This window comes from Acinetobacter sp. YH12233 (assembly GCF_013417725.1).
Lineage (GTDB): Bacteria > Pseudomonadota > Gammaproteobacteria > Pseudomonadales > Moraxellaceae > Acinetobacter.
The window spans coordinates 1-12,683 of sequence record NZ_VPDK01000039.1; the positions used below are offsets into that span (position 1 = coordinate 1).

Consider the following 12,683-nt stretch of genomic DNA (forward strand, 5'->3'; position numbering starts at 1 on the left):
AGTGATGGGAGAGAATGTTCAAGAGTGGATTCTAAATGTTCAGATAAAGACATAAAAAAATGAGCGTATTTACATACACTCATTTTTACTACATTTTACTAAAATTTGCTTAACTGACTGGCATTACCCCCAATGGAGTGCTTTTTTAACTTAATCTTAAAAAGATTAAATTATTTGATCATGTCAGCAACTGCAGCGCGCTCTTCTTCAAGCTCGTTCAGTGTAACGTTGATACGTTCACGGCTGAATTCGTCGATTTCAAGACCTTGAACGATTTTGTATTCACCGTTTTCAGTAGTTACAGGGAAACCGAACATTACGCCTTCAGGAATACCATAAGAACCGTCAGAAGGAATACCCATAGTTACCCATTTTCCGTTTGTGCCAAGAGCCCAATCGCGCATATGGTCGATTGCAGCGTTTGCAGCAGAAGCAGCAGAAGACAAACCACGTGCTTCGATGATCGCAGCACCACGTTTACCAACAGTTGGAAGGAATACGTCTTTGTTCCAAGCTGCATCGTTGATTTTGTCTTTCAAGCTTTCGCCGTTTACGTTCGCAAAACGGTAGTCAGCATACATTGTTGGAGAGTGGTTACCCCAAACAGTCATGTTTTCGATGTCAGAAACTGCAACACCCGCTTTTTGAGCAAGTTGAGTTAACGCACGGTTGTGGTCAAGACGCAACATTGCTGTGAAGTTTTTCGCTGGAAGATCTGGAGCAGATTTCATTGCGATGTAAGCGTTAGTGTTAGCAGGGTTACCTACAACAAGAACTTTAACATCACGGCTAGCAACTTCGTTCAGTGCTTGGCCTTGACCAATGAAGATTTCGCCATTTACTTTAAGCAGGTCAGCACGTTCCATACCAGGACCACGTGGACGTGAACCAACTAATAGAGCATAGTCTGCATCTTTGAAAGCTACTTTAGGATCATCAGTACCGATCATGCCCGCCAATAATGGGAAAGCACAGTCGTCTAGTTCCATCATTACGCCTTTAAGCGCTTGCTGAGCTTTCTCAACAGGAATTTCTAATAATTGAAGAATAACTGGTTGGTCTTTACCAAGCATTTCACCGCTTGCGATACGGAATAATAGGCTGTAACCAATTTGACCAGCAGCGCCAGTAACGGCAACGCGAACAGGTTGCTTCATGTAATTATCTCCAATTGAGAGGATCGTCATAATGATTAAATAGCTGTTCTATCTAATCTTAATAATCATAAACGGCAAAGATTGTACTCCAATCCTCTTCGAGATGCATGTAAAAGAGAATGGATTTCAACAAAAGTATGATAGGAAATATAAATTAATTTGGCTAAAAAGCTTAGTATGTCCCTTTTATTGTGACAGTTTTTGGGCATGTATTAATAATGTTTGCAGGACAGCCTTTATAACCCCCATTGGCGTTATAGCAGACCTGGATGGAGGTCAGCAGGCTGGATGCGCGGGTCTGATGGCAGTTAAAGCGCAATGCTGTTGAAGGCAGTTGCGGATTGATTTTCAGAAATTTGGAACGCAGCATATCAATGGAAACGGTATGACTTTCCTGCTCGGTGAGTTCTTCAGGAACTTTCAGACGATCAGCATGATTGATCACGGTACGAAAATACTGCGTGGCATTCATCGGAATACAACCACCAATATTATGCCAGAGCAATGCGCGGGTATTTTCATCCGGCATGATACGGGCCACCACTTTAGCCTGCAAAGGCGGTAACTTCGCAGAACTGGTAGTAGTGCAATGTGTTGATGTGGTTTGAGGATAGAGACCAGAAATATTTAGGGAATAACCTTCAAGACATTTTCTTTTTTTACTGTAGGCCGGATCCAGACTGCAAAGTGCCGGTACCATCTGGATGTCCATGACATAACCCGTTGGCAGTGCAAAGGCAGCTGGACTTGCTGCTAAAAATAAAAGCGCAGCCCATCCAGCAGAAATTTGAGCACCCCTTATTCCCTTGATCAACAAACTATCCTTCCCTTAGATTTTTTGAATGCTATGGTGTATTACGTAACGGAATGGCTTGCATACGCTTACCGACCGATTGTGCGCCCTGTCCCAATAAAATACCGTAATATGTCGCGTTCGTCATGACATGTTTCACATAATCTCGCGTTTCCAGTAAAGGAATGGTTTCGGTATATTGATCCGCAGCAATACTTTGGAATTCGGGTTGCCAACGGCGGGCACGGTTCGGGCCGGCATTATAACCTGCTGTAGCCAGTACTGGACTATTGCTCAATTGACGCTGAATTGTTGATAAATAGTAAGTTCCGTAACGGATATTGGTGTTCATATCGGTTAAGGCTGCGGGGTTATAAGTCTCACCCATTTGACGAGCAACCAGTTTGGCGGTGTCCGGCATGATTTGCATCAAACCACCAGCGCCTACATGAGAGCGTGCGCCGGTATTAAACCGGCTTTCCTGACGCATCAAACCATAAGCCCAAGCGGCATCAATGCCAGCATTACGGCTATGGCTCACGACATAATTCTGATGTGGCATCGGATAACGATAATTGTAATTATGCTTGTCCGCAGTACGATCTGCTGCATAAATGGCACGGTCATACCAGCCCATATCCATCGCACGTTTGGCTGCTGCCAACAGTAAATCGTCATCTTTTCTTAAATAAGCCTGTCGAACTGCCCAGTTCCATTCACGGTTAATATAATTCTCTGGCGCATTAATACTGCGCAAGACAAAGGCACGGCGGAAATGAATATCTTGGTTCAGGCGTTGCATGGCCTGGCTGGATGGCTGTGCCGAGTTCGGTGTAGAAGCCGTTAACTGGCCTAATCTATCTCGCGCTAGCAGGTTATGATAATCCTCACCGACTGCCAGTTTTTTATAGATACTTTCTGCCGCCTGTTTTGAAGCGCGATCTGTGCGCTGTTCACTGGCACGTGCCAGCCAATATTGCCAGCGGTCTTCCTGTTTCTGGTTCACACTCATGGCATCAATGGCACGAATCAGACTTTCCCAGGCACTAAAACGAATCGCCTGACGGGCATAAATTTCGGCTTCTTCCGGACTAAATGGCAAACCATAACTGGCATCCAGATAGTTCAGCACTTCACGGTTGAAGTTATTTTTCATTACCGTAGTGCCGCCGATATAACCCACAGTTCTGAATAGTGTTTTTTGTACTTGTACCGGTGTGCCTTCAGCAGTACGTTTTACAATGGACATTGCTGAATCAAGATCGCTATCTGCCAGACGCCCCAACGCATAAATCAGATAGGCATGATCAGCGGCAGTACTTTTAGGGGCTGACCATAAATAATTGGTTGGATTGGCCTGAATCGTATTGAGCTGAGCCAGAGACAGGTTAAGCCCTAAACCTTGTGCAGTGGCAATAGCCTGTCCAGACTGACCAGCACGTAATTGCACCCACAAACGCTGCTGGCGGTCTTCATTGGTCATAAGCGGACTGGATAACATCATGCGTCCCAAGCCTGTACAAGACTCAGGTTGAGAATTGGTGGTTAGCCAAACATCCTTAAACTCAGCATAAACCAGCTGATCGCCACTTTTGGCACGGACTTGTGCAACTGCACAGGCTTCAGCCGGATCGGCATTGGTGACATATTGCAGAACTGGTTGCGCAGTAGAAAAGTCAGCCATTTTGACTTTTTCTTCGACATAATCGGCTGCGAGTTTTTCTGCCATAGCCGACTGAGGATAACGTTGGGCGAAACTGATAATTTGACTGGCAGGTTGTGAGCCAAGATTCTGGTTCAGAATCCAGTATTCAGGATAATAGCCCAAGACATCATTTTGCATGGCAGACTGATATTGTTGTAATTGTCCGATATTTCCAGCATTTGCCGCGCGTAAGGCATCATTAAATTGTTCTTCTGCTGCCTGCACACTCATTGAACAGAGACACGCCACACTCAAGCTTAGTAATTTATAATATTTCTTCATATTTTTAGTGTGTTTAAACATCAATTTGCCTTCTATCATCGAGTTTTCGCCCAGCCCCTGTTGCCTATCATAAGAGTTAGCCGGAAAATTATAACCCACTGTATTGTTCACTTATGTAACCTTATGATTAGACAATATTAATTTTCAGACACTTTTTGTCCATAAATCAATATTTTCCCAGCCGCATTTTAGGCTATAAGTTTAAGCGACTTTCCTGCTAAAATATGCGCCTTTTAAAGATTTCAGAACGTGAATTGAATTTTTATTTACCCGTTTGCCTATGCAAACAGGTTATTCGTTCACTCTTTCGACGTATTACCTTGTAGGAGCCTACATGACGGTTCAAACCTTCATTCCGAATGGTGCCCCAGCTGCCTCAGAAAACACTGTCACCCAGCCAGCGCACACCCCAGCCATCGATGGTTCAGTTAAAAAACTGTATATCGAAACGCAAGGGTGTCAGATGAATGAGTATGACAGTCACCGTATGGCAGATCTGCTGGGCGATTCCCACGGCTATGTGCTGACCACTGATCCTAAAGAAGCGGATATTCTGCTGATGAATACCTGCTCGATCCGTGAAAAGGCACAAGAAAAAGTATTCTCAGAATTGGGCCGCTGGCGCAAGCTGAAAGAAAAAAATCCGGATCTGATTATTGGTGTCGGTGGATGTGTGGCTTCTCAGGAAGGTGACAATATCCAGAAACGTGCCAATTATGTAGACATGATTTTTGGTCCGCAAACCCTGCACCGTTTACCGCAAATGCTGGACCAGCATTTTGAGCAGGTCGAAAAACCGAAAAAAGAAAAAATTAAACTGGTCGATATTTCGTTCCCGGACATCGAAAAATTTGACTTCCTGCCTGAACCGCGTGTTGAAGGTTATAAGGCCTTTGTTTCGATCATGGAAGGCTGCTCAAAATACTGTTCATTCTGTGTAGTTCCATATACACGTGGCGAAGAAGTATCTCGCCCGCTGGATGACGTTCTGGCTGAAATTGCTGGCTTAGCAGAAAAAGGTGTGCGTGAAATTTCCCTGCTCGGTCAGAACGTAAATGGTTATCGCGGTGAGACCTTTGACGGTAAAATCTGTACTTTTGCCGATCTGTTACGTTTGGTTGCAGAAATTCCGGGGATCGGCCGTATTCGTTATACCACTTCGCATCCACTGGAATTCAATGATGATTTGATCCAGTGCTACCGTGACCTGCCACAGATGGTGTCGCATCTGCATCTGCCGGTACAAAGCGGTTCCAATGATGTATTGCAGGCGATGAAACGTAACCACACCATTGATGTGTATATCGAGAAAATCGAAAAGTTACGTAAAGTTCGTCCAGACATGCATTTATCTTCAGACTTTATTATCGGCTTCCCGGGCGAAACCGATGAGAACTTCGAAGAAACCTATCAGTTTATTCAGGATCTGGATTTCGATCACTCTTATAGTTTTGTTTATTCAAAACGTCCGGGCACCCCTGCTGCAGAGCTGGAAGATACAACACCTGAACAGGTGAAAAAAGAGCGTCTGGCCAAAGTTCAGGAGTGGATTAAACAGTCCAGTATTCGTAAAACAGATGCTATGCTCGGTACAGTCCAGCGCGTACTGGTTGAGAAAGTTTCTGATAAAGATCCGAATGTTCTGGTGGGTACAGCAGACAATACCCGTTATGTCACCTTTATTGGTGATGCATCGTGGGTAGGACGCTTTGCAGAGATCGAAATCACCGAAATTAAAACTTTAAATTTAGTTTACGGTGAGCTCTTGAATCTTGAGCCTGACGTGGCGTAATGTAGAGCATATAACGTACACTTCTAAAAGGAACACTCTTGACTGCAACGATTCGACGTACAGTAGCTTTTCCTGGAATTTCGATGGACCGTTTACAAGCCGTCTTAGGTGCCTATAACGGTCATTTGAAACAAATTGAACAACGTTTAGACGTCAAAATTTCCCACCGAGGTGAAAGTTTCTTTATCGATGGTGGAATCGATGCCGTTGAGAGAGCCGAAATGCTCTTGCAACGTCTTCATGAAGAATCTGAACACAGCCAGCAGATCAGTGCAGATACTTTGCATATGATGATTCAAGGTAGCCAGACCGATCGTGAACTCCAGGAGAACCTGGAAGAACAGGAACATACCGGTCTGGACAATGTCTGGCTGCAAACGCGCAAAGGCCGGATCAATCCTCGCGGTGCCAACCAGAAACGTTATGTACAGCGTATTCTGCAAAGTGATATTTCCTTTGGTATTGGCCCTGCGGGTACCGGTAAAACCTATCTCGCCGTTGCAGCCGCTGTAGATATGCTGGAGCGTAATGAAATCCAGCGTATCCTACTGGTTCGTCCCGCAGTTGAAGCAGGTGAAAAACTTGGCTTCCTGCCGGGGGATTTAACCCAGAAGATCGATCCGTATTTGCGTCCCCTTTATGATGCCCTGTATGAGATGCTTGGTTTCGAAAAAGTGGCCAAGCTGATCGAACGTCAGATTATTGAAGTTGCACCGCTTGCCTATATGCGTGGTCGTACCCTGAATCATTCTTTTGTGATTCTGGACGAAGCCCAGAACACTACACCTGAACAGATGAAGATGTTCCTGACCCGTTTAGGTTTCGGTTCACGTGCAGTGATTACTGGTGACGTGACTCAGGTGGATTTACCACGAGGTCAGCAGTCTGGTCTGGCACATGCCTTACGTGTGATTGATAAAATCCCTGAAATTCATATTACCCGTTTCCATTCTCGTGACGTCGTGCGTCACCAGCTGGTTCAGAAAATTGTTGAAGCCTACGAAGGCTGGGACAGTGAACAGCAGCGTTTAAGCGCTGAGGCTCGTGCTGAGCGTAAAGCCCGTCAGGAAGCCTTGATAGCCGAGAATGATGCTGCGGCTGATGCACAGCATTAAAGCTGCATTGTTATTTAATTTTTAAGGATTCACGTTGAAACTTAGTCTCTCCCTGCAACAGGACTTTCAGTCACCAGAACTGGTGCTGAAACGTGCCTATATTAAAAAAGTTGTAGAAACCACTTTGCGCCATATCGGTACCCAAAGTGATTGTGAAATTGGCATTGCCTGTGTCGATAATGACGAAAGTCATAAACTCAATCTGGAATATCGCGGCAAGGATAAACCGACCAATGTCCTGTCTTTTCCAAGCGAACTTCCAGATGAAATGGCACAGGTTCTGGATGCTTTCCCGATCGGTGATCTGGTGATTTGTATTCCAGTAGTGCTGCGTGAAGCTGCTGAACAGGACAAAGCTCCACTGATCCATTTCACCCATATGCTGGTACATGGCACTTTACATCTGATGGGTTATGACCATGAAACTTCAGAGGAAGATGCTGAAGAAATGGAAAGCATTGAGATCGAGATTCTGGACAAACTGGGTATTGCTAATCCCTATCTGGAAAGAGATTAAAATTCAACAATTAAAAAGCGGGCCAAGGCTCGCTTTTTTCATTTTATTCACTTCATAATAAGCTCAATTTAAGAAATAAAATAAAAACCTTCATGAAATATGTCGTGATTTTCAAAGCGCAAATTAAAGAATTAGATCAGTGTTATTTTGAAACAGCCCAGCGAATGAGAGAAAGAGCCCTTTCACAATTTCAGTGCCAACATTTTGAAGCCTTGACCGAAGGTACTCAAGAAATTGCACTTTCTTACTGGAACAGTTTGCATGATATTCGCGCTTGGCATGCAGATGCTGAACATCAGGCCGCTCAAGAGCTAGGGAAAAATAGCTGGTATACATATTTCAGCGTGGAAGTCTGTGAAGTTTTACGGCGCTATGATGCACATTTAAATTAAATACTCATCGATCCTTATTTATTTTTTTCTTGATCTGTTCTTAGATACAGAGTTTTAAAAAAATATCTGCTTACGCATTCATGATTTCTTCCAGAAATACATAAGCACATAATGAACTTTAACAAAGAACTGTGCTTCAAAAATTTTAGGAGAACGTAATGAAAAGATTGTTCTCGACTGCATTACTTATTTTCTCTCCCTGGCTGTGTTCATCACTTTATGCCCACTCAATTCCCATGTGCCCAAAAATTAAATTTCAACAGAACCAAAGCTCATGGGCAGGCCATTATTATTTAAACGGAGTTATGGAATTAGGTTCGGAGTTGCTGTTACAAGCAGATGGTACCTTTAAATGGTATCTGGCCTATGGTGCTCTGGATCAATTTGCCGAAGGAACATGGTGGCAAAATAAAGAGTGTATTGGCTTAAAAGCAGATCCAAAGTACCAGGACTTAATGATATTTCCCAAATATCTAGCCATAGATGAAAACCATTTAAATGTGGTCTGGGACGATGGAACTCAGCAAGGTAGTTATATACAGGCGAAGCGCCCAGATTAACGCACCTCAAACTCCGCTTCAGCCGGATCAAAACGCCAGGTTCGAATAATTCTCAGCTCGGAAATATCCGACATCTTGGCATCAAATGCTCCGAATGGTGCTGCCTTGCGTACTGAAGATTTTGCAGCTTCATCTAGCAAATTATGCCCTGAACTGTCAATTAAGCGAATTGCACGGATTCCGCCGTTCTGGTTCAAGATCACCATCAAGCGCACCTCTCCTGCCAGATTCTGCTGTTTGGCAGCGTCTGGATAATAGCGGTTACCATAGAACTCCACTTTCTGACGGAATTTTTCCAGATAAGCTGCAGAAACATCCTGTTTGGACTGGATGCCATCTACGGTTTTAATTTTTTGCTGACGACTGAAGTTTTGTTGTCGTTGCAGATATTGGGCTTCCAGACTGGCTACCATAGCGGCTTTGGCCTGAAACTGACTTTGTAACTGTTCCTGCATTTTTTTGCGCTGATTTTCTTCCGCCTGTTTTTGCCAGCTTAAAGTCGTCATCAGTACTTTTTCTTCAAAGCTTAATTCGCGCTGTTGTTGCAACATGTCCGGACTTTCTTGCTGTTCTTCTCCGGTCTTTTGCTCCATCAACGGTGCAGGCATATCGCTCGACATACGATGTGCTTCACGAAATTTACCTGAACCTTGCTGGTCAGTTTGAGCCAGAAAATCTGCATGCTCAATTTTTTCATCAGTTTGACGAATACTGACTGCAATTTCTTTGGTCATGCTCTCCTGATCTTGTGGCATACCAAATTCCAGCGTGAGAAAAATTACGTGCAAAATAACAGCTGCAAATACGGCGCTATTAAAAATTGGATCTTTCCACCAGGCTTTGACCAGAGGCATTAATATCATGGTTGATCTCATCGCTACGAACCCAGACTTGAGTTCATCTCCCAAACAGCATTTTTAAAATTAAAAAATAAACGGCTTTGCATTTTTGTTTTAAAAATGCCAAACCCATCAAATCTTCAACGTTAGATAACTAAAACCCTAAAAATGGTGCTATTTATTTTGCTAAACTGCAAGCTGAAACTCTTGTATTTTTTATACAATTCGACAAGATACACTTCGAATTAAAACATATAGTTGCCAGGACGCTTAAAGATGCAAACGCTAATTTCCAATATTTCTAATAAAATTCGCCAGGCATATCAAAAGGCGGAAGGATTTATTGAGGATGAACGCGAATTTCCTTTGTCTCAAGTTTTCCTGAATGCGACATTTCAACGTTTTGTCACTGACAATGTTTCCATGCTAAAAGATCTGCATGCCGATCTGCATGATGACTGGTTACGACTCTATGCCACGCTGGACTATAAAGGTCTGAACGTGACCTTATCGGTTGATTTAAAACTGGTGCAAATGGAGCTGAATAAGAATACGCAGCTCATTGTATTTGAACAGATCAGTGATACCCAGTTGATTGAAGCCAAATACCCAAATGTCTTTTATAAACTGGGGGTACGATTCGCCCTGTTTTTCTATCAGCGCGTGCTGAATAAGGACCCTCTTGGCATGATTCTGGAAAAACTCGGTGTCATTAAAGTAAAAGATGATTTATTGCATCTGGATCTGAATCGCTGGTTAGGCAAAAACCGCTCGGTGATTGAGACGCTTGGTAAGGTTCATGTAAATCACGCCGTACTTCGCGAAGCTGAACTGGTGGTGATCGGTAATGTGAATCTTGCTGCCCTGTTCAGAAAGCTTTCTCAGGAAAAAGAAGAGAAATGGGACGAAGACGACATGGATGACAATAAAGTCACACCGATCAAACAGAAAGAACCGACTTAAACTGTGTGTAATTCAATAACTAAACAAACTCACCAGTAACTACATGAAATATACATTTTTATTGAAAATCTCCCTTCATTTTCCATATTTTGACCAAATAATAAAAAGTGGAAAGTGATCAATTTTATCTGAAATTACACAGGACAATTCTTTATGGCGAAAACTGTATTCAAAACTTTAGGTGTGACTGCAGGCTTGACTACCGCAATGGTACTTACTGGTTTATCCACCCAGACCTTCGCCATGGCGCCTTTCCAAGCCAATTATCAGTTTAGCTACAATGGAAAAAATATGGGTTCTGCTACCCGTACCTTAAGCAAATCTGGTAATAACTGGACCTATGTTTTTGCAGCCAAAGCAGGTGGCGTTGCTTCAGCGACTGAAACCAGCCGTTTTACTTTCAATAATGGCAAGATTGGTTCAAGCAGTTTCAGCCGTACCAGCAAGATTCTGGTGCATAGCAACACCATGAGTATTAACTTTAATCCTTCTAGCAAAACGATCAGTACCAAGAAAGATGATGAAAAACGTTCTTTTGCCTGGAGAGCAGATGTACTGGATGAGCTAAATGCTGAATTGCAGATTCGTGAAGACCTGAAAAATGGTGGTTTAAAATCGAATTACTACATTGCTGATGCCAAAGAAGTGGAAGGCCGTAAATTCGTCAAACAAGGTACAGAAACGGTGAGCACCAAATATGGTTCATTTAGTACCATTAAAGTAGTGATTAAACACAACAAACCAGGCCGTGAAACTACTTTCTGGTTAGCACCGAAACTGGACTACTTACCAGTCAAAGTATCGCATGTCGACAAGAAAACCTCTTACGGTTTATTGCTGACCAGCTATAACGGTAAAACGAACTAAGGTTTTTTGGTGAATTTCGCTTGATTTTTTTTGGGTGCTTTTTACAATACGCTTTTGCTTTAAAAAGCACCTGCTCTTGAGGATTCTCCCGTGCACGCACTAGAACAGAAAATCTTAGCCGAAGGTATCGTTCTATCTGAAGAAGTTTTGAAAGTTGATTCTTTCTTAAATCACCAAATTGATCCAATCATGATGCAGCAAATTGGTCAGGAATTTGCGCGTCTGTTTAAAGATGCTGGTATTACCAAAATTATTACCATTGAAGCGTCCGGTATTGCACCTGCAGTCATGGCAGGCTTAGAGCTTGGTGTTCCAGTAATCTTTGCACGTAAATACCAGTCTCTCACTTTAAAAGATGATTTATACCGTTCTAAAGTATTTTCATTTACCAAACAGACTGAAAGCACGATTGCCATTTCAAATAAACACATTAGTTCATCTGACAAGGTTTTAGTGATTGATGACTTCCTGGCAAATGGTCAGGCAGCACTGGGTCTTGCTGACTTGATTCATCAGGCGAATGCTGAAGTGGTAGGGATCGGGATTGTGATTGAAAAATCATTCCAGCCAGGCCGTGACTTGTTACTTGAAAAAGGTTACCGCGTTGAATCACTAGCACGTGTAAAATCTTTGGCAAATGGTACTGTCGAATTTGTTCGCGATTAAGTTTACAAATGAATATTTTAAAGGGTGCTTCGGCACTCTTTTTTATTGGATTTTTTTAATTTCTGTTAGCTAGGAATAACTAAAACATAGCTATAAAACTATCTATTTTCGACTGCACGTAAATAGTTGTACTCCGACTTTTTCTTATGAGATTTCAAGAAAACTAAAGCCTCAAGAATTTATTATCCGACAAATAACAACAATTTAAACTGATATTATTATAAAATAAGAGGCCTAACTATCTGCCAATAGTTAGACCCTTGGTTTATTTTCAACAATAAACTATTTGACAGTCACAGTAATACTACCGCTGTTGACAGCACCAATGGCGGTAGTTGTGATGCTGTTGTTAACAGCAGTTTGAGTTCCTTCTGCAATTGCACTTACAGATGCATCAATGGTACCTGCATTGTAAGCAATATTTGCTGCACTATAATTACTTAAAGTTTCATTGATTTGCTCACTGTAGTTGGTCGCCAGTGTAGTACTCACTACTTCTGAGATGTCTGAACTATCAGCAACCTCTGAGAGCTCTTCTACAGTTTCTGAGTTATTAGTTGCACTGGTAACTTCACTGAAGTCATAGTTATATGTCTCATCTGATACGTCTGATATCACGCTATTAAAGCTGCCTTGCTCTAGTGTAATACTACCTGTATTCGCGGCGCCAATTGCTGTAGTTTCAATCGTACCTTCAATTGAACTAATTGCATCCTGTGCTTCTCTTGATACCTCTCCTAATGCTTGTAAATCGACGCTGGCATCAACATCACCTGTATTTACTGCAAGATTCAAGGCAGAACCATTTTCCACCTGCTGAGAGATCAACTCCAGGGTCGCTTGTAAACCAGTATCTACGGTTACTTCAGTTGGTGTTTCATCATCTTGAGCATATGCCATACCTGCACCAGACAGGAAAGCGACGGATAAAGCGATTGTTTTGATCGTGTTTTTCATCGTTGTTTTTCCTTTTTTAGCTTTGAAATACTTCTCGCTCAGTATTTCTTTCTCATAATGGGAGCGAGCCCATTTTTA

The 12,683-nt window shown here is 42.6% G+C and carries 13 protein-coding genes; 8 read left to right on the forward strand and 5 right to left on the reverse strand.

All coding sequences use genetic code 11. The features are described from left to right. Positions 1-170: 170 nt before the first annotated feature. From FTV12_RS13610 to FTV12_RS13620, 3 genes are all read right to left on the reverse strand, one after another. Positions 171-1,157: a malate dehydrogenase gene (locus tag FTV12_RS13610; protein ID WP_004786815.1), complete on the reverse strand. Its 987-nt coding sequence runs from the start codon at positions 1,155-1,157 to the stop codon at positions 171-173. 172 nt (positions 1,158-1,329) lie between these two features. Further along, complete coding sequence (locus FTV12_RS13615; protein WP_179992790.1) at positions 1,330-1,968, reverse strand: ribonuclease I; 639 nt, start codon at positions 1,966-1,968, stop codon at positions 1,330-1,332. Between the two features lie 34 nt (positions 1,969-2,002). After that, complete coding sequence (locus FTV12_RS13620) at positions 2,003-3,937, reverse strand: transglycosylase SLT domain-containing protein (protein ID WP_373684721.1); 1,935 nt, start codon at positions 3,935-3,937, stop codon at positions 2,003-2,005. Positions 3,938-4,271: 334 nt separating this feature from the next. Here FTV12_RS13620 and miaB point away from each other — a divergent pair, with 334 nt between their 5' ends. From miaB to FTV12_RS13645, 5 genes are all read left to right on the forward strand, one after another. Further along, entirely contained in the window at positions 4,272-5,729 is a 1,458-nt protein-coding gene (gene miaB, locus FTV12_RS13625) for a tRNA (N6-isopentenyl adenosine(37)-C2)-methylthiotransferase MiaB (RefSeq protein WP_179992786.1), read from the forward strand. A 38-nt stretch (positions 5,730-5,767) separates the two neighbouring features. After that, a complete protein-coding gene (locus FTV12_RS13630; protein ID WP_004786823.1) occupies positions 5,768-6,844 on the forward strand; it encodes a PhoH family protein in 1,077 nt (358 codons plus the stop codon). Between the two features lie 34 nt (positions 6,845-6,878). Beyond that, positions 6,879-7,361 (forward strand): rRNA maturation RNase YbeY, encoded by a 483-nt coding sequence (gene ybeY, locus FTV12_RS13635; RefSeq protein ID WP_159122610.1) that lies wholly within the window; start codon positions 6,879-6,881, stop codon positions 7,359-7,361. A 92-nt stretch (positions 7,362-7,453) separates the two neighbouring features. Next, the gene (locus tag FTV12_RS13640) at positions 7,454-7,753 is read left to right on the forward strand and encodes an antibiotic biosynthesis monooxygenase (RefSeq protein WP_125279719.1); all 300 of its coding nucleotides are present in this window, start codon (positions 7,454-7,456) and stop codon (positions 7,751-7,753) included. 158 nt (positions 7,754-7,911) lie between these two features. Next, positions 7,912-8,313, forward strand: a complete 402-nt coding sequence (locus FTV12_RS13645) for a hypothetical protein (protein ID WP_104425710.1) — start codon at positions 7,912-7,914, stop codon at positions 8,311-8,313. Here the strand turns inward: FTV12_RS13645 and FTV12_RS13650 are convergent. Further along, positions 8,310-9,167, reverse strand: coding sequence for an energy transducer TonB (locus tag FTV12_RS13650; protein ID WP_171284737.1), 858 nt, complete (start codon positions 9,165-9,167; stop codon positions 8,310-8,312). The two genes, FTV12_RS13645 and FTV12_RS13650, sit on opposite strands and share 4 nt — an antisense overlap. A 261-nt stretch (positions 9,168-9,428) precedes the next feature. On the opposite strand from FTV12_RS13650, the gene FTV12_RS13655 reads away from it, so the two are divergent. From FTV12_RS13655 to FTV12_RS13665, 3 genes are all read left to right on the forward strand, one after another. After that, positions 9,429-10,115, forward strand: coding sequence for a hypothetical protein (locus FTV12_RS13655; RefSeq protein ID WP_004786832.1), 687 nt, complete (start codon positions 9,429-9,431; stop codon positions 10,113-10,115). Between the two features lie 207 nt (positions 10,116-10,322). Beyond that, positions 10,323-10,982 carry a DUF3108 domain-containing protein gene (locus FTV12_RS13660; protein WP_373683638.1) on the forward strand — a complete coding sequence of 220 codons (660 nt, stop codon included), beginning with the start codon at positions 10,323-10,325 and terminating at the stop codon, positions 10,980-10,982. A gap of 90 nt (positions 10,983-11,072) precedes the next feature. Beyond that, positions 11,073-11,648, forward strand: coding sequence for a xanthine phosphoribosyltransferase (locus FTV12_RS13665; RefSeq protein ID WP_004786836.1), 576 nt, complete (start codon positions 11,073-11,075; stop codon positions 11,646-11,648). 282 nt (positions 11,649-11,930) lie between these two features. On the opposite strand, the gene FTV12_RS13670 is transcribed toward FTV12_RS13665, so the two are convergent. Further along, positions 11,931-12,605 (reverse strand): hypothetical protein, encoded by a 675-nt coding sequence (locus FTV12_RS13670; RefSeq protein WP_180012349.1) that lies wholly within the window; start codon positions 12,603-12,605, stop codon positions 11,931-11,933. Between the last annotated feature and the right edge of the window lie 78 nt (positions 12,606-12,683).